Genomic DNA, 24,694 nt, shown 5'->3' with positions numbered 1-24,694 from the left:
GGTTCGCCGCCCCCGGCGGCCAGGGGGCCTTGCGATGATCGGGCCGTGACTCGCACCCAGCCCGGTCCTCCCGCGCACGAGCAGGACCCCGCACACGAGCAGGACCCCGCGCACCAGACGGCCCGCGCGCCGCGGCTAGCCCATGGCCACTCGCACGCGCACAGCCACGGGCCCGCCGCCCCCGTCTCCCGTCAGCTGCGCAAGGTCATCGCGGCCGTGCTCATCCCGTTCGCCGTCGCCGTGGTGGCCGGGCTCGTGGTGCTGTGGCCCGGAGGGGCGCCGCCGCATCAGCACAGCGGGCTGGGGTTCGACCAGCAGACGGAATCGGGCCGGGTGGTGAAGGTCGAGGAGGTGAGCTGCGCGGCCGTGGGGGCGCAGCCGCAGGCCCCCTCGTCCGGCGGCGGAGGCGGACAAAACGGAGGGCAGGGCTCCGGAAGCGGTCAGCAACCTCCGAACGATGCGACCGGAGCCGGAGCCGGAGCCGGAGCCGGCAAAGAGTGCGAGAAAGCCACCCTGGAAGTCACCTCCGGCAAGGACAAGGGCCGGTCCTTCACCGAGATCGTCCAGCCGAGCGCCTCGCGCCGCTACTCGGTGGGTCAGAAGGTCGTCCTCGCGTACGCGCCGAAGGCCCCGAAGGACCTCCAGTACTCCGTCACCGACGTGGACCGCACACTGCCGATGGCGCTGCTCGGCGCGGTCTTCGCGATCGCCGTCGTGGTCGTCGGACGGCTGCGCGGCCTCTTCGCGCTCGTAGCGCTGGCCATCAGCTTCGGGGTGCTGACGCTGTTCATCCTGCCCGCGATCCTGCAAGGGTCGAACCCGCTGCTCGTCGCGGTGGTGGGCGGCAGCGCGATCATGCTGATCGCGCTCTATATGTGCCACGGCCTGACGGCCCGTACGTCCGTGGCGGTGCTCGGCACCCTGCTGTCCCTGATGGTCATCGGGCTGCTCGGCTCGGTGTTCATCGGCTGGGCGCACCTGACGGGCAACACCGACGACCAGACGGGCCTGGTACACGGCCTGTATCCGCACATCGAGATCCGCGGACTGCTGCTGGCCGGGGTCATCATCGGCTCGCTGGGCGTGCTGGACGATGTGACGGTGACCCAGACGTCCGCGGTGTGGGAGCTGAAGGAAGCCGACCCGCAGGCGAGTTGGCGCAAGCTGTACGGGGCCGGGATGCGCATCGGCCGGGACCACATCGCGTCCGTCGTCAACACGCTGGTACTGGCGTACGCGGGTGCTTCGCTGCCGTTGCTGCTGCTGTTCTCGATCGCGGACAGCGGGGTGGGGGCGGTCGCGACCAGCGAGATCGTCTCGGAGGAGATCGTACGGACCCTGGTCGGCTCCATCGGGCTGGTGGCCTCGGTTCCGGTGACCACGGCGCTGGCAGCGCTCGTTGTCAGTGCCGACCGGCACAATACGAGTACTGGGGTGAGGGCCGGGACGAAGACCGGGGGGAGGTCCGCGGCGAGGGGCGGCAGGCGACGCCGCGCCAAGTGACCGGAGGGGTCGCGCACAGCAGGGGGACCGGGGGAGCGGCCGTGGCCGCCGTACCCGGCGATCGGGGAGCTGCCGGTGATCGGTGAGCGGGGCAGGGTGACGGGGACGGTCGGGCCGGGGCTGGTCGGCGAGGTGATGGTGCGGGTGCGCGGCGGCGCCGAGGCGTTCCTCGCGTACGCGGTGGAGCCGGGCGAGCGGCTGGAGCGGGGCACGGTGGTGCTGGTCGTGGAGTATCAACCGCCGCGCACGGTCTACGTCATGGCCGCCTATGGGTGATGTATCAAAAGCGCACCAAGGATGCGCCTGTGCCTTCACCGAAGTCCTGGGCGGGAGCAGACTTTTTTGAACGCGGACCCCTTCTGGGGCCCGGCAGAGGGGGCGTGAGCACATGCTGTTCGGCATCGTGGCGGGGATCGTCGTCGTCGCATTCGTCGTTCTTATCGGTCTCTTCAAACTCATGTGGCGGGTCGCCGAGCCGAACGAGGCGCTCGTCATCTCCGGCTCCAAACACCGCACCGAGGGCCTTGAGGAGGGCATGGGCTTCCGGATCGTCACCGGGCGCGGGACGCTGGTGATGCCGGGTGTCCAGGTGGTGCGGAAGCTGTCGCTCGACCTCAACGAGGCCGAGCTGAACGTGGATTGCGTGACCCAGCAGGGCATTCCGCTGCGCGTGCACGGCGTGGTGATCTTCAAGGTGGGCGACGACTTCGTGTCGATCGCGAACGCGGCGCGCCGCTTCCTGGACCAGCAGAAGTTCATGGGCGAGCGGGTGCACAACGTCTTCGCCGGCCATCTCCGGTCGATCGTCGGCGGGTTGACGGTCGAGAACATGATCCGGGACCGGGAGCGGCTGACGGGCGAGACGCGGGCCGCTTCGGGGACCGAGATGGAGAAGCTCGGTCTGATCATCGACTCGTTGCAGATCCACGAGATCCAGGACCCGACCGGTTACATCAAGAATCTCTCCGCGCCGCACGCGGCGGCCGTGCACCGGGACGCGCGGATCGCCCAGGCCGAGGCGGACCGGCTGGCCACCGAGGCCGAGCAGCAGGCGTCGGCCCGGATGGCGCAGGCGACCCGCGACAGCGAGATCCTCCAGGCCGGCTATCAGGCCGAGCGGGACAGCGCGGGCGCCAAGGCCCGGCAGGCGGGCCCGCTGGCGGAGGCCGCCGCTCAGCAGGAGGTCGTGGTCCAGGAGACCCGGGTGGCGGAGCTGGAGGCGCAGCGCCGCGAGCAGATGCTCCAGGCGGATGTGCGCAAGCCGGCGGACGCCTCCGCGTACGAGAAGCGGACGCTGGCCGAGGCGGAGCGGGACGCCCGTATCTCGGGGGCCGAGGCGAAGGCGCGGGAGACGGAGCTGGCGGCGGTGGCCGAGGCGAACCGGGTCAAGACGGCGGCGGTGGCGGAGGCCGAGGCGACGAAGGCGCGCGGCACCGCCACGGCGGCGGCGACCCGGGCGACCGGTGAGGCCGAGGCCGCTGCGGCGCAGGCCAAGGGGCTTGCGGCGGCCGAGTCGGCGCGGGCGCGGGGCCTGGCCGAGGCGGAGGCCATCAAGGCGCGGGCGGCCGCGCTCGCGGAGAACCAGGAGGCGGTCGTCGCGCAGCAACTCGCCGAGAAGTGGCCCGAGATCGTCCAGGCGGGCGCCGGGGCGTTCGGGAGCGTCGATCACATGGTGCTGCTCAACGGCGCGGACGGGATGTCCGACATGTTCGCGAAGGCGCTCACCATGGGCGGTACGGGCCTGGGGCTGGCCCGCCAGTTGCTCGCGTCGATGGGCTCGGCGCAGGGGTCGGCCGAGGGGTCGGCCGAGGGTTTGAACGGCGCCGCGAGCGGCCGTGTTCCTCCCGCGGGCAGTCCGGCGGCCCGCTCGGGGGGCGGGGAGTCGGCGGCCGCGCCTCACGGCGCGTCCCCGCGTACCGAGCGTGTGCCGATCCGGGAGGAGGGCGGGGAGTCCGGCCGCTAACCGGCGTTCTGGCCCTCGGTGTTGCCGGCGAGGATGCGGTCGAGCGCGGTGGTGAGGTCGCATTCGAGGTCGGCGACCGATCGCTCCTCGCCGAGCGGGGCGATGCGGTCGGTGCGGTCGAGGAAGGCCACGAGGGGGGCGGCGCCGGCCCGGAACAGGGCCCGTTCACCGCCGACTTGCAGCCGGATGAAGACGTCGGAGAGGTGTTCGGAGGAGGCCGGCGCGATGTGCACGTCGCCCTCGCCGGAGGGCTGGCTCAGCCCGTCGAGCAGTAGTTCTCTGGCGAAGGCCCAGGTTACGGGCGCGTCGCCGGGGAGATGGAAGGTGAACGTGATCGCGTACGGGTCGTTGCTGTCGTACGTGAGTTCCACCGGGATACGGAAAGCAAGCTCCTCGGAGACGAGAAAGGTCATGGTCACTTCTGCCTGAACCGTGTCGCGCATAGCCCTATGCCCCGCGTTCGTCGGATTTGGCCGGGATTGAATCCTCATGGCCCTATTGACGCCATCGTCTGACAACGACTAACGGATCACAAGGAGTGATTTTTCAGATACTGATAGAGAACGAGAGTGAGCTTACGAGCTCACCGACTCTGGAGCGTAACGACTCGACCACAGGACGGAGTTGTTCCACCCGATTCGCCGGAAGGGAGACCGCCATTGTCGCCACGGCGGTCCCCGCGACTATGGGGAAGGCCCCGCAGACCGTCCCCAGCGCGTACTCCTGCCGTTCGAACACGGGTTGCAGGCGGTGCCGGTGCTCCAGCCTGCGCAGCAGGTCAGCCTGGTCGCGCGCGGAGTACGGGGTGAGGGGCCGCACGGGGTGCCGGGCGAGGTAGTCGCCGCGCTCCTCCTCACCCAGCTGGGCGAGGAGGCACTGTCCCAGAGCATGGGCATGCGCGGTCTCGCCGAAGTCCGCCCACTCCTGTACGGCCGGGAACGCGGGGCCGTCCGCGACGGCCAGGACGTCGACCTCGCCCTCGCGGTACGCCGCGAAGTAGAGGGCGACGCCCAGTTCTTCGCCGATCTCGGCCAGCGTGTCGGAGATTCCGGCGCGCCGCTCCTCGCGGCCGCCCACACCGCCGAGGCTCATCGCGGCGTCGCCGTAGAGGAAGACGCCGTTCTCGCGGCGCAGATATCCCTCGTGGGTCAGCGTGCGGAGCAGGTGGTAGGCGGTGGGCAGCGGCAGGCCGGCCTCACGGGCGAGCTGCTTGGCAGGCGCACCGTCCCGGTGCGCGCCCACGGCTTCCAGAAGACGCAGCGCACGCTGCACCGATCCGATCAGAGTCGGCTGGGAGGAAGCCCTGATATTCGCAGTCGTCAACGCTCACCCCCAGGCGTGCCGACGGGTGGCGTACCCGCCTGCGGGGGCCGCCCCCGCCGCTACTGCGCCGCCCAGGGGCCGTAAGAATTCACGAGCGATGCCGGCGCCGCGGCCGGACCGTGGGTCGACCGGCCCGCCCGAGCCACCGCCACAAGGAAGGCGTCAGCGATTCGCACTCTAACCGGAGTAACGCCTTCAGGTTGATGTTTGACGGGGGGTGTCCCTCAGCCGGGCTACCCCGGAGGGCGGCGGGGCAGGCCGCCTCCGAGCGCCCGGCGAGCGCCTACCAGTCGCTGTGCGACGAGGACGAAGAGGTGAACTTCCTTACCACGTAGATGAGTCCGCCGACGAGCGCGACGAGCAGCAGGGCCTTGAAGAGCAGGCTGACGACGAAGCCGAGCACGCTCATGATCAGGCTGCCGAACACCAGTAGGACGAGGAGCGGCACGGCGATCCACTTCACCCATCCCGGCAGCCCTCCGAATATCCCCTTCTCGGCCATTTCGTCCCCTGCTTTCCATTCGCATCGGTCGCGTCGCTCGCAACGATCGCATCGGTCACGTCGGTCGCGTCGATCACGCATTCTCGGCGGGTCTCCCCTTGCACCTCCGATGCTAGGCGGCGGGGCCCGCCGACGGGGGCCCCGCGGCCCCCGTCCTCCCCTGACCGAACCCCTACGGGGAGGCAGCAGCGCAGGTCAGCTCTCAGGCGGAGAGAAGACCACCATCACCCTCAGGTCCTCGGCGATGTGGTGGAACCTGTGCGTCACCCCGGCCGGCACGTAGACCACGCTGCCCCGCGCGACCTGCGTCGTCTCGGCGCCCACCGTGATCGACGCCCGCCCGCTCAGCACCAGGTACACCTCGTCCTGGTCGTGCGGGCTCTGCGGGTCGGCCTCGCCCGCGGCCAGGGCGTAGAGCCCGACCGACATGTTCCGTTCGCGAAGAAACTGCAGATACGCGCCGTCGTTGGCGGCACGCTCCGCCTCCAGCTCATCCAGCCGGAACGCCTTCATGCTTGTCCACCCCTTGCTGTGCCGACCCTTCCCGGGCCGATCCCGTCTGCAACGATCTCACCATGAAGAATTTCGTAGTCAAGACGATCGCCAACGCGGCCGCACTGGCAGTCGCCATCTGGCTGCTCAAAGGCATCACCCTGTCCGGTGAGAACACCACCCGCAAGGCGTTCACGCTCATCCTCGTGGCGCTGCTCTTCGGCGTGGTGAACTTCGTCGTCAAACCGATCGTGAAGGTGCTGTCGTTCCCGCTCTTCATCCTCACGCTGGGTCTGATCACCTTGGTGATCAACGCCCTGATGCTGCTGCTCACCTCGTGGCTGGCGGGCAAGTTCGACCTGTCCTTCCACGTCGACGGGTTCTGGTCGGCCCTGCTCGGCGGGGTGATCATCTCGATTGTGGCCTGGGCGATGCACATGATCCTGCCGGACGACAATGACTGACGGCGATACCCGCACGACGGCCGAAGGCGACGGGACGCAGGAGCGTCCCGTCGCCTTCGCGCCTCAGGCAGGCCCCACTTCGCACACGTCACACACTTCGCGGACGCCCTGGATGTCCTGGACACCCTGGACGCGGACCGTTCCGACAAACGGACTTCCCCAACGCGAATTTCCTCAGCGCGGACTTCCCGGACACGGACTTCCCGGACACGAACGTCCCCCACACAGACTTCCCCGACGCGGAATCTCTCGACGCGGACTTCTCTGAGCAAGGAGAGCGCATGACAGGCGACGGCACACGGGCCGTACGAGCGGGACTGCCCGAGCCGGCGGCGAACGAACCGACCCTGCCCGGTCCGGTCTTCGCCGCCCACTACCACCTGCCCGGCGACGGCGGCGGCCCGTACACGTACGGCCGCGACACCAACCCCACCTGGACCCTGCTGGAGCGGGCCATCGCGGAGCTGGAGTCGCCCGGCCCCGACGCGCCGCCCGCCGAGACCGTCGCCTTCGCCTCCGGAATGGGCGCCATCTCGTCCGTACTGATGTCCCAACTGCGGCCCGGCGACGCGGTCGTGCTCCCCGACGACGGCTACAACCTCCTCATCCCCACCCGCGAACGGCTGACCGGGATCGGCGTCGAGGTCCGTACGGCCCCCACCCGCGACGAGGGACAGCTCGCCCAGCTCGACGGGGCCGCGCTGCTGTGGATCGAGACCCCCTCCAACCCCGGCCTCGACGTGTGCGACATCCGCCGCCTCGCCGACGCCGCGCACGCGCGGGGCGCGCTCGTCGCCGTCGACAACACCCTCGCCACCCCGCTCGGCCAACGCCCCCTCGACCTCGGCGCGGACTTCTCGGTCGCCAGCGCGACCAAGGCGCTCACCGGCCACGGCGACGTCCTGCTCGGCTGCGTCACCACCCGCGACCCCCGCCTCGCGGCCGGGGTGCGCGCCTGGCGCAAGACCGTCGGCGCGATCCCCGGCCCCATGGAGACCTGGCTCGCCCACCGCTCGCTGGCCACCCTCCAGTTGCGCGTCGACCGCCAGGCGCAGGGTGCGCTCGCGCTCGCCGAGGCGCTGTTGACCAGGGACGAGATCAGCGGACTGCGCCACCCCGGACTGCCCTCGGACCCCGCGCACGAGACCGCGAGCGCGCAGATGCTCGGGGGGCGGTTCGGGTGCGTGGTCTCCTTCGCCCTGCCCGACAAGGCCCACGCGGACCGCTTCCTGGGCGCGCTGCGGCTGGTCGACGACGCGACGAGCTTCGGCAGCGTACGGTCGAGCGCCGAGCGGCGCGCGCGGTGGGGCGGCGACGCGGTGCCGGAGGGGTTCATCCGCTTCTCCGTCGGCGTGGAGGACCCGGCCGACCTGGTCGCCGACGTACTGCGGGCCCTGGACAAGGCCGCGGGACGGACGGGCGTCTGACGGCGAGCGTCTGACGGGCGGGTGCCTGACCGGCGGGCGGCTGGCGGGCGAGTGCCTGACCGGCGGGCGGCTGACAGGTGGGTCCCTGGCAGGTGGGCGTCTCGCGGGCGGGGCGGCTGGCGGGCGAGGGTCCGAAAGGCGGGCGTCTGATGGCCGGGCCCAGCGCGGCCTACGCACGGCGGACGGCTCAAGCCTCCCCCCTCGTGGCTTGAGCCGCCCCGGTTCAACGCGTGTTGAACCGCGCGCACAAGGCTAGTTGACTCAGCGTCAGTGTCCAATCACGCTGACACCACAGCCCTATCGACTTATTTATAGTTCTGCCGTACCAGGACGGCAGACGGCACCGATCCGAGGTAAATGAATGGATTTAGCCCTTTTACGCACCTTCGTCACCGTGCACCGGGCCGGGTCCTTCACCCGCGCCGCCGCCCTCCTCGGCCTTTCGCAGCCCGCCGTCACCGGCCAGATCCGCACTCTGGAGCGGCAGCTCGGCCGCCCCCTCTTCCTCCGGCAGGCCCGCGGCGTCTCCCCCACCACCTCCGGCGACGAGCTCGCCCACAAGGTCGCGCCGCACCTCGACGCCCTGCTGAAGATCACCGAGGCCGGGATCGACGAGCAGTCGCCCGCCCGCACCCTGCACCTGGCCGGTCCGCCCGAGTTCACCGCCCTGCGCGCGCTGCCCGCCCTCACCCCGCTCGTCAACCAGGGCCTCGCCGTACGCGCCGCCCACGGCACCACCGACGAACTCCTCACCGGCCTCGCCGCCGGCCACCACGACCTCGTCATCACCACCGCCCGCCCGCGCGGCCGGCTGCTGACCCCCACCCCCCTGTGCGACGAGGAACACGTGCTGGTCGCCGCGCCCCGCTGGGCCGCCCGGCTCGGCGGACCCGCCGTCCTGCACGCCAAGGGCGCGCCCCTCCTGGACCACCTCCCGGTCGTGGAGATGCACGAGCGGCTGCCGCTGGTCGCCCGCTACTGGTCCGCCGTCTTCGAAGCCGAGCCCACCGCCTCCGGCGCCGTCATCGCCCCCGACCTGCGATCCGTACTGGCCTGCGTCACCGCCGGGGCCGGCATCGGCGTACTGCCGCGCTACCTGTGCGCCGACGCCCTCGACCGGGGCGAGGTCGTCGCCCTCCTCGACCCGCCGGTGCCGCCGCTGCGCACGTACTACCTGGTCGTACGCGCCGGAGCGCTCGGCCACCCCCATCTCGCACGGGCGCACGACTGGCTGCTGCGGGCGGCCGACGGCTGGTGACGGCGGACGCCGTACGGGGACGGCGGCTGTCGCGCGGAGGCGGACGCCGCTGTCGGCGGGGGACGACTGCCGCTGTCGGCCGGGGACGGCTGCCGTTCCCTGGTGACATTGGGTTTCGAGGGCCGTCCCGCGCGGCATCTGTCACCTATGACCGAACGTCCAGTGGTCAAGCGCACCGCCCGTGCCATCCTGCTCGACAGCGCCGCGGAAGCCGGTGCCGGGAGCGGTACGGACGACGCCCTCGAAATGATCCTCATCAAGCGCACGAAGCCCGGCGAGGCCCCGTACTGGATCACCCCCGGCGGTGGCATGGAGCCCGAGGACGACACCGTCGTCGACGCCCTCCACCGGGAGGTCGACGAGGAGCTCGGGGCGAAAGTCACCGACGTGGTGCCGGCCTTCGTCGACACCGTCACACACCCGGACCCGGGCCCGGACGGCGCCGGAACCGGTGCCCAGGGGGTGGATCAGGGGGCGGATCAGGGGGTGAAGGTGCAGCATTTCTTCGTCTGCCGCCTCGCGTCGATGGACCTCTCCCAGCGGCACGGCCCGGAGGTCGACGAGCCCTGCGGAACGTACGACGTGGTGCGCATCCCCTTCACGCGAGCGGGCATCGCCTCGGTGGAGGTGGTGCCTCCCTCGCTGCGCTCCTACCTGGACGCGAACATCGAGGGCGTACGGGCGCTCCTCGCGGGGGACCTGAGCTGAGGCGAGGGGCCGGGCCGCCTGGCCCGGCATGCCCCCCACCGCCCGTAGTTCCGCAGCCCTTACCCCTTAGCCGAACCAGCCTCTGAACGACTCGCGCTGTTCCTGCGGCTCCAATGGCTGCCAGCGGCGGGCCTGCTCCAGCACTCGTTCGGCCCGGTGCTGCCACTCCTGGGCTTCCGTACGCCCGCGCGTCTCGCGCTCGTAGACCGCCGGCCGGCCGCGGTCGGCCGGCCGATCCAGGTCGGTCGACCAGCCCCGGTCGGTCGGACGGTCCAGGTCGGTCGACCAGTCCCGGTCCGTCGGACGGTCCAAGTCGGTCGACCGGTCCTGGTCATCCGCCCGTCCGGCCGCTCGCTCGGCCGCCTGGGCCGCCGCGCCGAAGAAATCCCCGCCCTTGCGCCGCGAGTCGTCCGTTCCCCAATCCCCCTCGCTCCGCTCGCCGTTACCGCGCTCGCCATTGCGCAGATCGCCATTGCGCGAACCGTCTCCGGATGAACCGCCGTTGTGTAAACCACCGTTGCGCCGCTCGGTTTCGCGTGGCTGCTTGCCCGCCTTCACCAAGTGCGGGATGTGCTTGCGGCAGTGGATGTACGCCTCCTCGACGCCGACCTCCACCCACAGCCGGGCGCGGCGGCCCGGGACGGGGTCCATGGGCAGGCCGGGGTGGATCGCGCGCAGTTCGGCGTCGGAAAGGGTGCGGGCCCTGCCATTGATGTGCAGCCCTATCCGGTCATGCGTGAAGTCGACCATGAGAATGCCGAGATGGGGATTCTCGGAAAGGTTTCCGAGACTGGCATGGACTCCGTTGCCCCGGTATTCCGGGTAGATCAGCGTGCGCTCGTCCAGAACCCGCAGAAAGCCGGGCGGGCCCGCTCGGAAACTGTTGTCGCATTCTCCGCGCCCATCGGCGGTGGCCAGGAAGAACATCTCTTGACGGGCCACGAAATCCCGCATACGCGTATTGAGATGGTCCAGCACTTGATCGCCGTAGAACTTCTCGGCCCGCTCCACCGTTCCCATGCGCCGTTGCATCTCGTGCTCGCCGTCACTGCCCGGCAAGGGCGCTTTTACCGCCGGGCGGGCAGCGATCTGCTCGGGTCCGACTCCGTACAAAGAACTCAACCCCCTGCCGCCACAAGCTCTTCGAGGGAGTCGTGCCGTATTCGATGGGACGGAATACCGATGCCCTTCAGTGTGTCCACCCCGCTGCGGATCATGCCGGGCGGGCCGGAGAGGTAAGCGTCATAGGTGTTCCACGGCCCGTACTCCCGGACGGCGTCCGGGAGCGGGCCCGCGATACCGCTGGTGGGCCCGTCGGAGACCACCGAGTGCACGGAGAGCCAGGGGTGGGCCCGCTGGAGCCTCAGCATGGTGTCGATGTCGTACAGGTCGTCGTCGTGGCGCGCGCCGTAGAAGACATCCACCGGGCGGCGCCGGCCGTGCTCGGCGACGTCCTCGACGAGGGCCTTGATCGGGGCTATCCCGGTGCCGCCGCCCAGGCACAGCAGCCCGTTGTCAGTGCTGTGGTCCACAATCATGGAACCGGCGGGGGGACCGAGCCTGATGACATCGCCGGGGCGGGCGCGGTTCACCAGGGCGCTGGAGACCCAGCCCGCGGGCACAGCCTTGACGTGGAAGGAGAGCAGCCCGTCCGGGCGGGGCGCGGACGAGAAGGAGTAGTGCCGCCATACACGCGGCCACCAGGGGGTTTCCAGGCTCGTGTACTGGCCTGCGAGGAAGGCATAGGGCTGGTCGGGCCGTACGGTCACGACGGCTATGTCCGGCGTCCGCCGTTCATGGGAGACGACTTCGGCCTGCCACCAGGCGGGGGCGTGCCGCTCGTTCTCGGCCGCCGCGTCGATCATGATCTGCGAGATCGCGGTGTACGCGCGCACCCACGCGGCCTCGGCGGCCTCGCTCCAGGTCTCCGGCGCGTACCGGGTGAGCGCGGCGAGCAGGCATTCGCCGACGGCGGGGTAGTGCTCGGGCAGGGTGCCGTACTTCCGGTGCCCGCGGCCGAGGTGGGAGAGGTACTCGGTGAGGATGTCCGGGTCGTCGACGAGCTTGGCGGAAGTGAGCAGCGCCCTGAAGAGCCGGTCGCGCTGGGTGTCCATGGCCGCGGGGAAGAGCGCCCGCAGGTCGGGGTGCTGGACGAAGAGGAGCGCGTAGAAGTACGAGGTGACCTTGTCCGCGATGGGCTCGATCTCGGTCAGCGTGCGCCGGATGAGCAGCGCGTCGGGGGAGCCGGCAACGGTCTCCGCGAGCTCGAACACCGAGGTGGCGGGGGCGGCGGCAGGCGTGGGGCCCGGCGCGGCTGCGGGCGCCGACGTGGTGATGGGGGCCGGCGCCGGGGCCGCGGCAGGGGGCGGAGCCGGATCGGCCTTGGGGCGGGTTCCCTGGGCGGGGACGCGCTCGGCGGCGCGCTGGTGCTCGTCCCGTGCGGGAGACGAAGCGGCGGCCCATGAAGGCGTGGCCTTGGAGGCCGTGACCGGTTCGGGTGCGGGCTCGAAAGCCGAGGGGGGTGGTACGGGCGCGGGGGCGGGTCCGGGGCCTGAAGCGGGGGCCGGAGCGGGGGCGGGGGGTGGTGCGGAGGCGTGGGGTCCGCTGGACGTACCGGGGCCGACGCGCTCGTTGCCCCTGCCGACCGGTCGTATCGGGCTGACCGAGCGGCTCGGTATCCGTTCCCGCTCCCGGTCCCGGTCCGGGCCCCCGTCCTGCTCGCCGTCATCCCCTTGGGCGCCCCCTTGGGTGTTCGGCTGCGGCGGGCGGGAAGGCTTCTTGCTCGGGCTGAACCAGCCCCACTCGCCACCGCCATTGCCGTCGTCGCCGCCGCCGGAACTGCCGCCTTCGGCCGACATGGTGGTCGGAGCGTCCATAGTTGCCTCGCCTCGAACATCTTTCAGTCGGTCTTCGCACTTCCGAAGTCGGAAGGTGCCCGCAATTCCCCGTTCCGGATCTGCTTCCGGCCTGGTCCGGTCCGGTTCTGCCGCCGCTCCGGACCTGGTTCCGTATCCGGTGCCGTATACCGGTTCCGTATCCGGCGCCGGAGCAGAATTCCTAACTACGCCCGACCAGCCTCACAGTTCGTCATAGAACGGACAACGCCCGAAGTCATGTGACATTGAACGCAGTTCTCTACCGCGCAGCATGCCACCCTCCTTCACACCTCCGGACAATCATCGGGAAGTCCGGTTAACAGCAACCCTGTTCCTCTATGGTGAGACCATCCGTCGTGGCCCACGGAAGGTCACGATTGCGCGTCACGGCCCAACCGGGAACGACCATACCGGGCGTCGTTGAATGCACAACCCTTCGGCCGCCGACGTCGGCGACTTCTTGTCGCGTGTTCTTGTCGCGTGCCACGTGCGGTTCGGTCAATTACCGTGGGTCACCGACCAATTCGTATGCCTCCCGGAGATCGCGCCCGGCATAGGCATGCGTGGCGGCGTCCCGCACATGATGGTCCGCGTTCACCGCGACCGACACCGGCAATGCGGCGAACAACGCCACGTCCGACATCGAGTCCCCGTACGCTACGCAGTCCGCCCGGGTCAGACCGAACTTCTCACAAAATTCATCCGCAATCCTCACTTTCGCCGCCACGTTGAGGATGCCTGCCGGATCCACCGGCTCCCGGAACGGCAGCGACGGCCAGCGCGAACCGCGCGCCTCGTCCACGCCCCAGTCCAGCAGCCGCTCCACGAAGAACGACGGCGAGAGCGAGATCACCGCGCACCGCTCGCCGCGCGCCCGGATCTCGGCCCAGACCTCCCGGATGCCCGCCAGCCACGGGGCGTTCGCGAAGGCCGCCGCGACCTGTTCCTCGCGCAGCTCGCCCCACAGCTCGCACGCCCGGGTCGCGAACTCCGGCGGCGTCATGTCGCCGGCCAGGAACGCTCCCTCCAGCTCGGCGATCTCCCGCTCCACCCCGAGCTGCCGCGATATCTCGATCGCGGCGGCCGTGCCGTACAGCAGCGTGCCGTCCATGTCGAACAAGTGCAGTCTCGTCATGTAACCGAGCCTAGATCTTGTACGGACGCGGGCCCCGGGCGTACTGGACGCGGGAGCCGGGCGTGCTGGAGGAGCCCCGTACTCGGCTGCGAGTACCTCGGGATACTCCCGCTGTCAGACGCCGTGGAGCGGGCGACGGACCACCGTTGTCGTCATGAAGCCGCTCAGCCGCCCGGTGCGCCGGGCCACCCTCTTCGTCCATGTCGCGGTGTCCGTCGGATGGCTCGGGCTCACGCTCGGCCTGCTGGTCCTCGGCATCGCCGGGGCGCTCACCCGGTCCCCGGCGACGGCTGCGGCCGCCTACCGCGCCATGAAGATCTTCGGTGACTGGCTGATCATTCCCATCAGCCTGTTGTCGCTGGTCAGCGGGTTGGTACTGTCCCTCGGCACCACCTGGGGCATCGCCCGGTACCGCTGGGTCTACACCAAGTTCTGGCTGACCCTCGTCGCGACGGGAGCGAGCATCTTCGCCCTGCGGGTCACCATCGACGCCGCCGCCTCCGCCGTGGCCACGGGGCCGGACGCCGGGGCTGCGGCCCCCAGCCTCGTCGCCGCCCCGAGCGTCGCCCTGACCTTGTACGTCTTCATGACGGCGATCTCCGTGCTCAAGCCGTGGGGCCTCACGGCCAGGGGGCGCCGGGCCCGCGCGGCGGCTCGTACGGCTCGTACAGCCGGGACGGCCCGTGCGCCTCGTACAGCCGACACGGACGACCGTACGGCTCACGCGTCCCACGCATCCCACGCTGCTCGTACGGCGCAGGCGACCGAGGCGCCCCTCAAGTCCGCCGGCTCGTGAACGTCCACCGGTTCATGAACGTCCTCCGGCTCGTGAACGGACGGCGCCACGGCTCATGCGCGAGCAACGGGGGCCGTGGTCCGTTTCAGCTGTCCATGCTCACGGAGTCGGCGGAACGGCGCTCGGCCGTCGCGGCAGCACCGACCGCCACCACCCGGCCCGCAGGCGCGCCCGTACCGCTCCGTCGCTCCAACATGGCGGAGACGAGGGCCACGGCGACCGCGGCGGCCGCCATCAGCGCGCCGATCAAGGTCGGCGCGGTGTAGCCGAAACCGGCCGAGATGACTACGCCGCCGAGCCACGCCGCGATGGCGTTGCCGAGGTTGAACGCGCCGATGTTGACGGCGGATGCCAGCGTCGGGGCATCGGCCGTCTGGTCGAGCACCCGCTTCTGCAGAGGCGGTATGGTCGCGAAGCCGAAGGCCCCGATCAGCGGGATGACGATGGCCGCCGTGACCTTGTTGTGCGCGGCGAGCGGCATCAGGGCCAGTACGACGGCGAGGGCGCTCAGCGACACGTAAAGGGTGGGCATGAGAGCCCGGTCGGCGAGTCGCCCGGCGATGAGGGTGCTGGCGAACATGCCGAGGCCGAAGAGGACGAGCAGCCAGCTGACGGAGACCGGGGCGTAGCCCGTGACCTCGGTCATCATGGGCGTGAGGTACGTGCTGAGGGTGAAGACGCCGCCGCTGCCGAGCACCGTCATGGCCATCGCGAGGAGTACCCGCGGGTTGCGGAAGGCGGCGATCTCGCCGCTGAGCCGGCCGCCCTCGGGCCGCGGCTGAGCGGGCACGAGCGCGGCGATGCCCAGCAGGCCCAGTACGCCGAGCCCGGCGATGATGAAGAAGGTCACGCGCCAGCCCGCGCTCTGGCCGATCAGCGTGCCCAGCGGAACTCCGACCACGTTGGCGACGGTCAGGCCGGTGAACATCATCGCGATGGCGCCCGCCTTCTTGTGCGGCGCGACCAGGCCGGCGGCGACGATCGAGCCGATGCCGAAGAACGCGCCGTGCGCGAGTGAGGCGACGATCCGCCCGGCGAGCATCACGGAGAAGACGGGGGCGGCGGCGGAGAGCGCGTTGCCCGCGACGAACAGCCCCATCAGGGCCATCAGCATCCGCTTCCGCGGGATGCGGCTGCCGATGACGGCGAGCAGCGGGGCGCCGATCACGACGCCGAGCGCGTAGCCGGTGGTGAGGAAGCCGGCGGTGGGGATGGAGACGCCGAAATCCGCTGCGACGTCGGGGAGCAGGCCCGAGATCACGAACTCGGTGGTCCCGATCCCGAACGCTCCGATGGCCAGAGCCAGGAGGGCGAGAGGCATGACGGGCCCCTTCCTTGGTGCTACAGAGATTGCAAACGACCTTTATCGGCGTAGACAATAATTGCAGACGCTTGTTAGTTGCAAACGCGGTCTATTGCGATGATGAACTATCCTGGTCGGCTGAGCTATCCTGGCCGTACGGTCTGCGAAGCCGTCTGCGAAACCGGGAGCGGGGGCCGGAGGGCCGGTGGACCGGGGGAGTCGACGGGAACGACGGAGCCGCACGAAGCCGTTGACATCGTTGAGACGTCGATTACGCAGATGACATCGACAGAAGCCGACAGCGAGCCGTTGGAGCCGAAAGGGGCGCCCCTCATGTCTCAGCAGGTCGTGCCGGCCGCGCCGGGCGCGGCGGCCCCGGCGGAAGGGGCCCGCGGCCCCGTCACGCCGGGCCTCGCCCAGAGCTGGTGCGCCCTCTCCTCCCTGCACGGCCGGATCGAGGCGCACATCGAGCGCGCCCTCCAGGCCGGACACGAGCTGAGCGTGCGCGAGTACTCCGTGCTGAGCGTGCTGGGCTACCAGCACGACGGCGAGAGCAGCCATCTGCGCATGAATCAGGTCGCCGAGTCCGTCGTCCTCAGCCAGAGCGCGACCACCCGCCTGGTCAACCGGCTGGAGGACCGCGGCCTGCTGGCCCGCTATCTCTGCCCCACCGACCGTCGCGGCATCTACACGGACGTCACCGACGCCGGCCGTACGCTCCTCGACGCGGCCCGGCCGACGCACGACGCCGCACTGAACGAATCACTCCAAGAGGCGGCGAACCACCCCGAACTGGCTCCGCTCGTCAGCGCCCTACGGTCCCTGACACCCGCTTCCTGACCGGCGCCCGACCGGGTACTTGATCATTTCGCGGGCCGTCCGCGTAAGGTCCGGGCCATGAGTGACATCGAGATCCGGCGGGCGACCGCCGACGACATCCCGGCCATCGTGGCCCTGCTCGCCGACGACGAGCTCGGCGCGCTGCGCGAAACCCCCGACGACCTCACTCCCTACCGCACCGCCTTCGCCCGCCTGGCCTCGGACCCCCACCAGTACGTGGCCGTGGCGGTCCGCGAGGGCCAGATCATCGGCACCCTCCAACTCACCATCATCCCGGGCCTGTCGAGGCAGGGCGCGACCCGCTCGATCATCGAGAGCGTGCGCATACACGCGGACGCGCGCGGCAGCGGCCTCGGCACCGAGCTCATCGAGTGGGCCATCGCCACCTCGCGCACCGAGGGGTGCCAACTGGTACAGCTCACGTCGGACGCGGTGCGCGTGGACGCGCACCGGTTCTACGAGCGGCTCGGCTTCGAGGCGTCGCACCTCGGCTTCAAGTACCAGCTCTAGGCGCGGGCCCCCGAGAAGGGGGCCTTCGTCCGACTGATCGCGCCTTCGACCACCTGATGCGGGCCGGACCGAAGACGGTCGGACCGAAGCCGGCCGGATCGAAGCCGGCCGGGCCGAAGCCGGTCGGACCGAGGCCGGGTCGGTTGTCGCCGGTCTCTTCGGAGCCGGGCCGGGCTCCCATCCGCATCGCTCCTAGACGCCCCGGACCCGGGCACGCTCGCGGTGGGCCTTCTGGCGGCACGCGCCACCGCAGTACCGGGCGGGCCGGCCCGTACGAGCGGCGGACACAGACGTGCCGCACACCGCACAGCCGGTTTCGTTACGAACATTACGGCCATTAGGCATTTTCCGGGCCTTCTGCTCGGCGACGGGCAGTTTCGTCACGTGCTGCCCCGGCCGCAAGCTGTCGCACACCAGCGCCGCGCCCCGGCCCGGCACAGCACCCGCACCCCTCCGCCGTTCCATCGACAGACACGCCAGCAGCAGCGCCCGAACATCGGCGATATCCACGTCCCGCCTTACGGCTCCCGCTTTCTGAGCCCTCGTCAGGAGTATCTCCAGGGCTCGCGCGAACTCCCGCACCAGTTCGGCGGACGCCCCGAACCGCTCCTCACCGCCCGCCTCCAGCGCGTCGCACAGCGCCTTGTTCCGCGCGGTCAGCCGCACCACCGACGCCAGGAAGCGGAAGAAGACCGACCCGGGGTCGGGCACGTCGGCCAACTCCCGTGCCGTATCGACGAACAGCCGTATCCGGTCCACGACCGCCGCCTCGAACAGCGCTTCCTTTGACGGGAAATGGCGGTAGACCGTGCCCGCGCCGACCCCCGCACGCCGTGCGATCTCCCCGAGCGGAACGTCCATTCCCCGCTCCGCGAAAGCCGATCGGGCCGCCGTCAGCACGAGCGCCCTGTTGCGCCGCGCGTCCGCGCGGGAGGGGGCGGCGACGGGGCGCTTCATCTGTCGGGGCTCCTGAAGGCGAGGGCGGCGAACGCTACGACCGCCCCGCGAGGCAAGCGGGTGCGGCATTCCGATTGTAGCCAGGGCCATAGAGCATGATCGAAAAGGGCGCGAAGCCGAAACAGGTTCAGAAAGTGGAGGGAGCGACAGCGCCCGCAACGACCCCGCGCGCAGCGGAAAACAGCGTCCGGCAGCGCACGTGTGGACGTCGACACCCGCACGGTCAACGATCCGCCCCGTCGTCGCGTCGCGCACCTTCACGCACCGAACTGGAGTTCGATAAAAGGGCCGAACAATGGGCGTACAGCCGCTCAAGCACAGCAACCGCCGCGCCCGTTCACCCGTACGCCCACCAGCTCGTACGCCCGTACGCCCGTATGCCCCGCCCCACCAGCCCCCGCCAGCTCCCGGCGTCGGCCTCTGTCAGCCCACGACTCCGGACCAGGCGGCCTCCGCCGCCTCCGCCGCCGCGGTCCCCGACACGTCAGCAGCTCCCAGCGCGCGCAGCCCCTCGGCCAGCGCCGCCAGCGAGGCGAGCACGACGGAACGGTCGGCGGCCAGGCCGTAGTGGTTGACGCGGATCATCTCCTTGGCGAGCTCGCCCGCGGCCGCCTGCACCGGTACGGCCGCGTCGGCGGCCAAGGCGGCAGCGACCAGTTCGCGCGCGTCCATTCCCTCGGGGGCCCGCAGCGTGGTGGCGACCGGGGCGGCATCCCCGTCCCGGGTGACGTAGGGAGTAAGGGCGCCCAGCGTCCGTACACCTGCGCGGGTGGCCGCGGCCGCTCCCCGGTGGCGGGCGATGACGGCGTCCAGGCCGGCGGCCTCGACGCGGTCCGCGGCCTGTTCGAGCGCGAGCATCTCCAGCTGGGCCGGCGCGTGCGGCAGCGCGGCGCGGCCGCCGTCGATCCAGCGCTCCTTCCAGTCCAGGAGCGAAAGGTACGAGCGTCGCGGGGCCTGCGGATTGTCGGCGATCCGCGCCCAGGCGCGGTCGCTGACGGAGACGGCGGAGACCCCGGCGGGCCCCGCCATCGCCTTCTGGCCGCCGATGACGCACAGGTCCACGCCCCACTCGTCGGTCAGCAGCGGCTCGGCGGCCACGGAGGCGACGGCGTCGAGCATCAGCAGCGCGCCGTGCTCGCGCACCACGGCCCCGATCTCGGCGACGGGGTTGGTGTTGCCGGTAGCGGCCTCGGCGTGCACCAGGCTCACGAAGTCGATCTCGGGACGTTCGCGCAGCGCGTCCGCCACCTGCCGCGGGCTCACCGCGCCGCTGAACGGCGCGGTGACGGTGACCACCTCCGCCCCGCAGGAACGCAGCCAGCCGCCGAACGTCTCGCCGTACGGGCCGGTGACGACGTTCAGCGCGGTGGAGCCCGGGCGCACGGCCGAGCGGATGCACGCCTCCAGCGGCAGCAGCGCCTCGCCCTGCATCACGACGACGTCGGCGCGCGTACGCAGCAGCGAGGCGATCTTGTCCTCGATGCGCGCGAAGTGAGCGGCGGTGATCGGCGGCAGGTCGAGCAGGGCCGGTACGGGGTTCGCAGCAGTCACGGTGGCCTTCCAGTTTGCAGAATCCGGATTCCGGAATCCTGAATCCAAAAACCAGATTCCGGATTCCAGATTCCCGGTGATACGCCGCGCACGGCGGCCCGATATCTCGCCCCGAGCGTACGTCCGCCGCTCGCCGCGCACCGGGGCCCGGTCGGCCGTCGGACCGGAGCGGTACGGACCGCCCGACGCGAAGGCCCCGGCCTTCCTGCCGCCGCCCTTCAGGAATGCGCACGCCCCACCGCCCCTCGGCGGCCTATCGCCACCCCATCGGTGGTCGATATCGGTGGTCGATCGCAGCCCCTCGGCGGCCGATCGCCGCGCCTCGATAGCCAGTGGCCGCCCTCGGGTCTCCTACCGCCATCCCTCCGGGTGGACGCCCCCCGGAACCGCCGCGTCCCCCGGCTCGTACGGCTGCCGGGTGAAGACGAACGTACCGATGTCGAGGTGGCTGACCTCGCCCGCTTCGGTACGGACCACCCGCAGCACCTCGCCCGCGTAGTAGCCGTCCAGGCCGGTCCAGGTCCCGTCCGCCTCCGCGCGGAAGCGCGACGCCCGGCCCTGCCCGGCGAGGCCCCTGAGCTCCAGCCCGCGGTCGGCGCGGAGCCGCAGCGCGAGGGGAGTAGCGCCCCAGTACCAGGGCCCGGTCAGGGCCAGCAGCTCCGCATCGGCGGCGGGCAGCGGCTGCCACGGCCGCGGGAAGCGCGGTTCGCGGTCCGCGACGATCCGTACGAGATCGGCGGCGACGGCCCCGGTCGGCGGCCCGGCGGTGACGTTGGCCAGCGCGATCCCGGCGACGGCGTCGGCGGCGTTCACCCACAGCGCGGCGACGAAGCCGGGCATGGAACCGGTGTGCCCGAAGAGCAGCCGGCCCTGCGAACGGATCAGCTGCACACCCAGCCCGTACCCGCCGTCCCAGTGCTCGCCCTCCGGCCCGGACGCGGGCTCGCGCATCTTGGCCAGCGTTTCCGCGCTCAGCACCCGCTCGTCACCGTGCAGCAGGAACGCGGCGAACCGCCCGAGGTCCCCGGCCGTGGACCACAACTGCCCCGCCGGTCCCATCAGCCCCGTGTCGACCGCGGGTTCCGGTTGCAGCACGTCGGCCCACGGATGGACCGCCCAGCCGTCGGCGTGCGGCGCCTCGGGCAGCGGGGTCGTACGGTCCATGCCCAGCGGTTCCAGCACCTCGCGCCGCAGCACCTCGTGCCAAGGCGTACCGCCGCGCAGCCGCTCGACGAGCGCGCCCAGCAGCGCGAAACCGGGGTTGGAGTAGTGGTGCCGACGACCGGCCGGATGGGGCTGCGGCCCCTCGCCGAACACGTCCGTCAGCGCGGGCCGGAGCGCGCCCTCCGTACGCTCCCACCACGGCCCGCGCGCCTCGGCGGCCAGCCCCGCGGTGTGCGAGAGGAGCTGGGCGACCGTCGCGTCCCCCGCCTCGGGCGGGGCTCCGGTCAGGTCCAGGTTCAGGTCCAGGTGCTTGCGCAGCGGGTCGGCGAGGTCGAGCAGCCCCTCGTCGCGTAGCCGCAGCACCAGGACGGCGATGAACGTCTTGGTGATCGAACCGATCCGGTACTGCGTATCGGACCCGGGGACCCGCCCGTCGACCGCTCCGCGCCCTCCTGACCACACCAGCTCCCCCTCCCGCACCACCGCCCCCATCAGCGAGGGTGAACGGCCCTCGGCCTGGGCGACGGCGATGCGGTGCGCGAGGGCCCTGCGGGTGGCGGGCAGCAAGTCGTGGAACTCTGCGTCTGCGAAGGATGCGGTCATGTCCGCACCCTAGGACGTGCCCGCCGCGCGTTCACCGGCATTACGGGCGTACGGCCATCACCCCTCCCATAGCGCTGGCGAAGCCGTACCGGCACCTACCCCGACCTCGGGTTTCCGGCCACTAGGTCGGGATGGGCGGCCCGCGCGGTCAGAAGTTCAGGTACCGCTCCAGCCGGATGGGCTCGTCGCTGCCCTTCACATGGACATCGGCCGTCAGGTTGAACGTTCCCCAGGCCGCCGTGTTGAGCGCGAAACCGGTCGAACGGTCCGTGACGGTGCGGTCGGGGTCCCGGAATGTCGGGTGCAGGTGGTAGACGACATCGGCGACACGGTCGAGATCGGAGTCCGTATCTCCCTCAAGGGCGATACGGACCCGAAAGTACCGGTATCCGTTGCGGTCGATCGCGCTCTCGCGATGAGCGCTGTGCACCAAATGAACACTCGGAGCGGATTCGGGCCGGCCCTCGGACAGTTCGGCCAACGGCGGCGGCGCTTCGAGAACGGGCTGCGCGCCCGGCCGGGGCTCGTCCCCGGTCGGGGTCCGCGGCGACGAGGGCCCGAGCCTGATCCCTGATGTGCCCGCCTCGAAGGAATCGCCGCGTTCGACTCGGCTGTTGACCGCTTCGATGAGCCGCCCCAACCCGGCGCGGAACTTGAACACGAGGATCAGCACTACGCCCGGCCAGATGATGGCCTGTAGAAGAGACAGCCAGTCCTTCATGTTCCCCCCAGGCGCCCCGCCGGGTCGGCGCCGACCGGCCGGTGCAGTCTCCCACTGGTCGTGTACGCGTCACAACACATCTGCGCCGGCCGAGGGACCGGCGAACACGTGCGCTCACCGAGAGACCTGCGAACCCGGCGAAGGATTCGGCAAGTAGCGGCGCCGGCCGGTGAAGGCACGTACTCGCCCATGCCCGCCCCCGACTCGGCATCCACATACGAACACGGGCCCGAACCCGCGGAGTTCCGCCCACGGTGAAGACCGGCCCGTCCGGGCTCGACGGTCATTACAGTCCAATCCCATGACGACGATCACCACACATACCGTCGAATACCCGGCCGACGGCCTGACGATGGTCGGGCACCTCGCACTCCCCGCCGGCTCCGACGACCGCCGCCCCGCGGTCCTGATCGGGCCCGAGGGGCCGGGCCTCAACGATTTCCAGCGCCGCCGGGCCGACGCCCTCGCCGAACTGGGTTACGTGGCGCTGGCCTTCGACATCAACGGCGGGCACTGGCTCGCCGACCCGCAGGAGATGCTGGCGCACACCACCCCCCTGCTCGCCGACCCCGACCGGATGCGGGGCATCGGCCACGCGGCACTCGATGTGCTGCGCGCCGAACCGCGGACCGACCCCGACCGCATCGCCGGCATCGGCTACGGCACCGGGGGCGCGATCGTGCTGGAACTCGGGCGCGACGGCGTCGACCTACGTGCGATCGGCACGGTCAACGCGCTGATCACGGGCCGACCGGGCGAGGCGGCGCGCATCCGCTGCCCGGTATGGGCCGGCGTCGGATCGGAGGACCCGATCATGCCCGCCGAGCAACGGGACGCCTTCGCCGCCGAGATGCAGGCCGCGGGCCTCGACTGGTGCCTCGTGGTCTACGGCGGAGCCCAGCACGCCTTCCACCACCCGCCGGTCGACCACACCGTGCGCCCCGGCGTCGGCCACCACCCGCAGCACGCGCAGCGAGCCTGGCGCGACATCCTCGACCTGCTCGCCGAGTGCCTGCCCGTAACGGACTGAGCCGGAGCATCAGACCTGCGGCCCACCACCCGTCCATCCGTCCATCCGTCCATCCGCCCTGGCACGACAGCGGGGAGGGAACGACACAGAACCCGAGCCGCCGCAAGCCTCGGCGAAAGTCTCGCTCCGGCGGGCCTGGGCATGCCCGAGTCCACGGGCAGCAGCAGGATGGCGGCCACGCCGCAGCCATCGGCGCGTAGGCGGGCCAGTGCCCTGGCGACCACAGCTCCAACGCGACGATGACCAGCGCGACGACCTTCCGCCCGCCCGGCCGTTCGGCCTCTGCCCTCATCCCGGCCCCCTTGCTCAGCGGCTTCCGCCGTGGACGCTATTGAGGCGGCAGGTACCTCCAGGTTCCTGGCGGCGGGCTACCGTCTGGGCATGCGTGAGTACTCCGGCAGCGTCTTCCTCGCCGACTGCCCGGCTCGGCTGGCGATCGAGATCGTCGCCGACAAGTGGTCGGTGGTCGTGCTGTTCGCGTTGAGCCGGAAACCGTGCAGGCACGGCGAGTTGGTCGACCTGATCGGCGGGATCTCGCGGAAGGTGCTGACCCAGACGCTGCGGCGGTTGCAGGGGTACGGCCTGGTCGACCGCCATGCCGAGGCCGGCAAGGTCGAGTACGTACTGACCGACTTGGGCGGGACGCTGGTGAAGCCGATCGCCGCCCTGACCGAGTGGGCCCACGAGCACGGCGCGGCCGTGGTGGAATTCCAAGAGCCCGAAACAGACCGACAAGAGTCCGAAACGGACCGAGTCGAGGGGGCCTTTGACGGTGCCGGCTGCCGCCAAGGCGACAGTCGCCGGCCGCGATTCCCCACTGGCGGCCAGTCAGCGGGGAGTTAGCCGGCCGCGATCGGTTACTCGGTGTCGATGGAACGTGAGCTCGTCGGCGCAGGTGGGCGGAGATCGGCGTCTGAACTCCTGGAGCAGCCGAGCGGGTTCCGCTTCGGCCTCGGATCGGCGCCCGGGAAATCGACTCCGGCTGGTCTGTTGTACCCCTGTAACAGGGACCGCGAGCACTTGGAGACCCACCCGTTCGTGTGATCGACTGCTCAGTGCCCGGGGAGAACTCGAAGCGCAACGCGACGCTTTGCCACGGCCGGACACGACTCCGGCCGCCCGCGGGGCCGGTCCGTCGGCCGCGCTCCGCGAGTAGCGGGCCCGTGCGCCGCAGAGGCGCACACGCACCACTGCACGTAGGCACGTAAAGGAGAGAAAACATGCGCAAGTTCCAGCGCGCAGCAGTCGCCGCCGCCAGCGTCCTGGCCTTCTCCGGCCTGGCCATCGGAGCGGCCCAGGCTGCCGACCTCCCCTTCGTCGAAACGCAGGGCGACCCCGCGACGGACTGCTTCACCAAGGAGAACCAGCGGGAGATGGACATGGGAGCGGGTCACCACGTCACGATCGTCCACTGCGAACGCGAACCCCAGAACCCGGGCAGCATGATGGTCTTCTACCGGGGCTGAGTCCGAAGCGGGTCGCCTCCGGCCCTCTCCACCGAGGCCCGGTCTCCTTGACCGCGCGCTCATCGGAGAACCGGACGCCGCACCCGCCCGTACCGGACATTC

The 24,694-nt window shown here is 70.9% G+C and carries 25 protein-coding genes; 13 read left to right on the top strand and 12 right to left on the bottom strand.

Features of this window, described 5'->3' with window-relative positions; genetic code table 11:
- Positions 1 to 45 precede the first annotated feature (45 nt).
- The 3 genes from AB0I22_RS01945 (at position 46) to AB0I22_RS01935 (ending at position 3,466) form a co-directional block, all read left to right on the top strand.
- Positions 46 to 1,503, top strand: coding sequence for a YibE/F family protein (locus AB0I22_RS01945; protein WP_363128627.1), 1,458 nt, complete (start codon positions 46 to 48; stop codon positions 1,501 to 1,503).
- Positions 1,504 to 1,578: 75 nt separating this feature from the next.
- Complete coding sequence (locus AB0I22_RS01940; protein ID WP_363128626.1) at positions 1,579 to 1,779, top strand: hypothetical protein; 201 nt, start codon at positions 1,579 to 1,581, stop codon at positions 1,777 to 1,779.
- Positions 1,780 to 1,891: 112 nt separating this feature from the next.
- Positions 1,892 to 3,466, top strand: coding sequence for an SPFH domain-containing protein (locus AB0I22_RS01935; protein WP_363128625.1), 1,575 nt, complete (start codon positions 1,892 to 1,894; stop codon positions 3,464 to 3,466).
- Here AB0I22_RS01935 and AB0I22_RS01930 read toward each other — a convergent pair.
- The 4 genes from AB0I22_RS01930 to AB0I22_RS01915 all read right to left on the bottom strand — a co-directional run bounded on the left by AB0I22_RS01930 (position 3,463) and on the right by AB0I22_RS01915 (position 5,804).
- Entirely contained in the window at positions 3,463 to 3,909 is a 447-nt protein-coding gene (locus tag AB0I22_RS01930) for an SsgA family sporulation/cell division regulator (RefSeq protein WP_030882293.1), read from the bottom strand. The genes AB0I22_RS01935 and AB0I22_RS01930 overlap by 4 nt on opposite strands.
- Before the next feature lie 103 nt (positions 3,910 to 4,012).
- The gene (locus AB0I22_RS01925; protein ID WP_363128624.1) at positions 4,013 to 4,738 is read right to left on the bottom strand and encodes a helix-turn-helix domain-containing protein; all 726 of its coding nucleotides are present in this window, start codon (positions 4,736 to 4,738) and stop codon (positions 4,013 to 4,015) included.
- A gap of 334 nt (positions 4,739 to 5,072) precedes the next feature.
- On the bottom strand, positions 5,073 to 5,291 hold the full coding sequence (locus tag AB0I22_RS01920; RefSeq protein WP_363128623.1) for a DUF5326 family protein: 219 nt from the start codon (positions 5,289 to 5,291) through the stop codon (positions 5,073 to 5,075).
- 195 nt (positions 5,292 to 5,486) lie between these two features.
- Entirely contained in the window at positions 5,487 to 5,804 is a 318-nt protein-coding gene (locus AB0I22_RS01915) for a cupin domain-containing protein (RefSeq protein WP_363128622.1), read from the bottom strand.
- Between the two features lie 62 nt (positions 5,805 to 5,866).
- Between AB0I22_RS01915 and AB0I22_RS01910 the strand changes: the two genes are divergently transcribed.
- From AB0I22_RS01910 to AB0I22_RS01895, 4 genes are all read left to right on the top strand, one after another.
- Positions 5,867 to 6,247, top strand: a complete 381-nt coding sequence (locus tag AB0I22_RS01910) for a phage holin family protein (protein ID WP_363128621.1) — start codon at positions 5,867 to 5,869, stop codon at positions 6,245 to 6,247.
- Between the two features lie 281 nt (positions 6,248 to 6,528).
- Entirely contained in the window at positions 6,529 to 7,674 is a 1,146-nt protein-coding gene (locus tag AB0I22_RS01905; protein ID WP_363128620.1) for a cystathionine gamma-lyase, read from the top strand.
- 361 nt (positions 7,675 to 8,035) lie between these two features.
- A complete protein-coding gene (locus tag AB0I22_RS01900; protein WP_363128619.1) occupies positions 8,036 to 8,932 on the top strand; it encodes a LysR family transcriptional regulator in 897 nt (298 codons plus the stop codon).
- A gap of 147 nt (positions 8,933 to 9,079) precedes the next feature.
- Positions 9,080 to 9,640 (top strand): NUDIX hydrolase, encoded by a 561-nt coding sequence (locus tag AB0I22_RS01895; RefSeq protein WP_363128618.1) that lies wholly within the window; start codon positions 9,080 to 9,082, stop codon positions 9,638 to 9,640.
- Between the two features lie 66 nt (positions 9,641 to 9,706).
- On the opposite strand, the gene AB0I22_RS01890 is transcribed toward AB0I22_RS01895, so the two are convergent.
- The 3 genes from AB0I22_RS01890 to AB0I22_RS01880 form a co-directional block, all read right to left on the bottom strand.
- A complete protein-coding gene (locus AB0I22_RS01890; RefSeq protein WP_363128617.1) occupies positions 9,707 to 10,660 on the bottom strand; it encodes a pyridoxamine 5'-phosphate oxidase family protein in 954 nt (317 codons plus the stop codon).
- Positions 10,661 to 10,758: 98 nt separating this feature from the next.
- Positions 10,759 to 12,516, bottom strand: coding sequence for a globin domain-containing protein (locus AB0I22_RS01885; RefSeq protein WP_363128616.1), 1,758 nt, complete (start codon positions 12,514 to 12,516; stop codon positions 10,759 to 10,761).
- A gap of 502 nt (positions 12,517 to 13,018) precedes the next feature.
- Entirely contained in the window at positions 13,019 to 13,651 is a 633-nt protein-coding gene (locus AB0I22_RS01880) for an HAD-IB family phosphatase (protein ID WP_363128615.1), read from the bottom strand.
- A gap of 154 nt (positions 13,652 to 13,805) precedes the next feature.
- Between AB0I22_RS01880 and AB0I22_RS01875 the strand changes: the two genes are divergently transcribed.
- Positions 13,806 to 14,447: a DUF2269 domain-containing protein gene (locus AB0I22_RS01875; RefSeq protein WP_363128614.1), complete on the top strand. Its 642-nt coding sequence runs from the start codon at positions 13,806 to 13,808 to the stop codon at positions 14,445 to 14,447.
- An 85-nt stretch (positions 14,448 to 14,532) separates the two neighbouring features.
- On the opposite strand, the gene AB0I22_RS01870 is transcribed toward AB0I22_RS01875, so the two are convergent.
- Complete coding sequence (locus AB0I22_RS01870) at positions 14,533 to 15,768, bottom strand: MFS transporter (RefSeq protein WP_363128613.1); 1,236 nt, start codon at positions 15,766 to 15,768, stop codon at positions 14,533 to 14,535.
- A 315-nt stretch (positions 15,769 to 16,083) separates the two neighbouring features.
- On the opposite strand from AB0I22_RS01870, the gene AB0I22_RS01865 reads away from it, so the two are divergent.
- Together AB0I22_RS01865 and AB0I22_RS01860 are read left to right on the top strand one after the other, a co-directional pair.
- The gene (locus tag AB0I22_RS01865) at positions 16,084 to 16,590 is read left to right on the top strand and encodes a MarR family transcriptional regulator (protein ID WP_363128612.1); all 507 of its coding nucleotides are present in this window, start codon (positions 16,084 to 16,086) and stop codon (positions 16,588 to 16,590) included.
- Positions 16,591 to 16,647: 57 nt separating this feature from the next.
- Positions 16,648 to 17,100, top strand: coding sequence for a GNAT family N-acetyltransferase (locus AB0I22_RS01860; RefSeq protein WP_363128611.1), 453 nt, complete (start codon positions 16,648 to 16,650; stop codon positions 17,098 to 17,100).
- A gap of 192 nt (positions 17,101 to 17,292) precedes the next feature.
- On the opposite strand, the gene AB0I22_RS01855 is transcribed toward AB0I22_RS01860, so the two are convergent.
- The 4 genes from AB0I22_RS01855 to AB0I22_RS01840 all read right to left on the bottom strand — a co-directional run bounded on the left by AB0I22_RS01855 (position 17,293) and on the right by AB0I22_RS01840 (position 22,096).
- Positions 17,293 to 18,057, bottom strand: a complete 765-nt coding sequence (locus tag AB0I22_RS01855; protein WP_363128610.1) for a helix-turn-helix domain-containing protein — start codon at positions 18,055 to 18,057, stop codon at positions 17,293 to 17,295.
- A 423-nt stretch (positions 18,058 to 18,480) separates the two neighbouring features.
- Positions 18,481 to 19,608, bottom strand: coding sequence for an aminotransferase class V-fold PLP-dependent enzyme (locus AB0I22_RS01850; RefSeq protein ID WP_363128609.1), 1,128 nt, complete (start codon positions 19,606 to 19,608; stop codon positions 18,481 to 18,483).
- Positions 19,609 to 19,959: 351 nt separating this feature from the next.
- Positions 19,960 to 21,375: a serine hydrolase domain-containing protein gene (locus AB0I22_RS01845; RefSeq protein WP_363128608.1), complete on the bottom strand. Its 1,416-nt coding sequence runs from the start codon at positions 21,373 to 21,375 to the stop codon at positions 19,960 to 19,962.
- 148 nt (positions 21,376 to 21,523) lie between these two features.
- A complete protein-coding gene (locus tag AB0I22_RS01840) occupies positions 21,524 to 22,096 on the bottom strand; it encodes a pYEATS domain-containing protein (RefSeq protein ID WP_363128607.1) in 573 nt (190 codons plus the stop codon).
- 301 nt (positions 22,097 to 22,397) lie between these two features.
- On the opposite strand from AB0I22_RS01840, the gene AB0I22_RS01835 reads away from it, so the two are divergent.
- The 3 genes from AB0I22_RS01835 to AB0I22_RS01825 all read left to right on the top strand — a co-directional run bounded on the left by AB0I22_RS01835 (position 22,398) and on the right by AB0I22_RS01825 (position 24,592).
- Positions 22,398 to 23,126 carry a dienelactone hydrolase family protein gene (locus AB0I22_RS01835; RefSeq protein WP_363128606.1) on the top strand — a complete coding sequence of 243 codons (729 nt, stop codon included), beginning with the start codon at positions 22,398 to 22,400 and terminating at the stop codon, positions 23,124 to 23,126.
- A gap of 381 nt (positions 23,127 to 23,507) precedes the next feature.
- Positions 23,508 to 23,969, top strand: coding sequence for a helix-turn-helix domain-containing protein (locus AB0I22_RS01830; RefSeq protein WP_363128708.1), 462 nt, complete (start codon positions 23,508 to 23,510; stop codon positions 23,967 to 23,969).
- Between the two features lie 377 nt (positions 23,970 to 24,346).
- Entirely contained in the window at positions 24,347 to 24,592 is a 246-nt protein-coding gene (locus AB0I22_RS01825; RefSeq protein WP_363128605.1) for a hypothetical protein, read from the top strand.
- The last annotated feature ends 102 nt before the right edge of the window (positions 24,593 to 24,694 follow it).

This window comes from Streptomyces sp. NPDC050610, assembly GCF_040654875.1.
Lineage (GTDB): Bacteria > Actinomycetota > Actinomycetes > Streptomycetales > Streptomycetaceae > Streptomyces.
The sequence above is the reverse complement of the archived record's forward strand: the minus strand, read 5'-3'. Positions and strand labels throughout refer to the sequence as shown.

Coding starts and splice junctions, on each gene's coding strand:
- AB0I22_RS01870 (WP_363128613.1), bottom strand. CDS start 15,768: ATGCCTCTCGCCCTCCTGGCTCTGGCCATCGGAGCGTTCGGGATCGGG.
- AB0I22_RS01830 (WP_363128708.1), top strand. CDS start 23,508: ATGCGTGAGTACTCCGGCAGCGTCTTCCTCGCCGACTGCCCGGCTCGG.
- AB0I22_RS01835 (WP_363128606.1), top strand. CDS start 22,398: ATGACGACGATCACCACACATACCGTCGAATACCCGGCCGACGGCCTG.
- AB0I22_RS01885 (WP_363128616.1), bottom strand. CDS start 12,516: ATGGACGCTCCGACCACCATGTCGGCCGAAGGCGGCAGTTCCGGCGGC.
- AB0I22_RS01855 (WP_363128610.1), bottom strand. CDS start 18,057: ATGAAGCGCCCCGTCGCCGCCCCCTCCCGCGCGGACGCGCGGCGCAAC.
- AB0I22_RS01930 (WP_030882293.1), bottom strand. CDS start 3,909: ATGCGCGACACGGTTCAGGCAGAAGTGACCATGACCTTTCTCGTCTCC.
- AB0I22_RS01875 (WP_363128614.1), top strand. CDS start 13,806: ATGAAGCCGCTCAGCCGCCCGGTGCGCCGGGCCACCCTCTTCGTCCAT.
- AB0I22_RS01935 (WP_363128625.1), top strand. CDS start 1,892: ATGCTGTTCGGCATCGTGGCGGGGATCGTCGTCGTCGCATTCGTCGTT.
- AB0I22_RS01880 (WP_363128615.1), bottom strand. CDS start 13,651: ATGACGAGACTGCACTTGTTCGACATGGACGGCACGCTGCTGTACGGC.
- AB0I22_RS01910 (WP_363128621.1), top strand. CDS start 5,867: ATGAAGAATTTCGTAGTCAAGACGATCGCCAACGCGGCCGCACTGGCA.
- AB0I22_RS01840 (WP_363128607.1), bottom strand. CDS start 22,096: ATGAAGGACTGGCTGTCTCTTCTACAGGCCATCATCTGGCCGGGCGTA.
- AB0I22_RS01825 (WP_363128605.1), top strand. CDS start 24,347: ATGCGCAAGTTCCAGCGCGCAGCAGTCGCCGCCGCCAGCGTCCTGGCC.
- AB0I22_RS01865 (WP_363128612.1), top strand. CDS start 16,084: ATGTCTCAGCAGGTCGTGCCGGCCGCGCCGGGCGCGGCGGCCCCGGCG.
- AB0I22_RS01905 (WP_363128620.1), top strand. CDS start 6,529: ATGACAGGCGACGGCACACGGGCCGTACGAGCGGGACTGCCCGAGCCG.
- AB0I22_RS01920 (WP_363128623.1), bottom strand. CDS start 5,291: ATGGCCGAGAAGGGGATATTCGGAGGGCTGCCGGGATGGGTGAAGTGG.
- AB0I22_RS01900 (WP_363128619.1), top strand. CDS start 8,036: ATGGATTTAGCCCTTTTACGCACCTTCGTCACCGTGCACCGGGCCGGG.
- AB0I22_RS01845 (WP_363128608.1), bottom strand. CDS start 21,375: ATGACCGCATCCTTCGCAGACGCAGAGTTCCACGACTTGCTGCCCGCC.
- AB0I22_RS01860 (WP_363128611.1), top strand. CDS start 16,648: ATGAGTGACATCGAGATCCGGCGGGCGACCGCCGACGACATCCCGGCC.
- AB0I22_RS01895 (WP_363128618.1), top strand. CDS start 9,080: ATGACCGAACGTCCAGTGGTCAAGCGCACCGCCCGTGCCATCCTGCTC.
- AB0I22_RS01915 (WP_363128622.1), bottom strand. CDS start 5,804: ATGAAGGCGTTCCGGCTGGATGAGCTGGAGGCGGAGCGTGCCGCCAAC.
- AB0I22_RS01890 (WP_363128617.1), bottom strand. CDS start 10,660: ATGGGAACGGTGGAGCGGGCCGAGAAGTTCTACGGCGATCAAGTGCTG.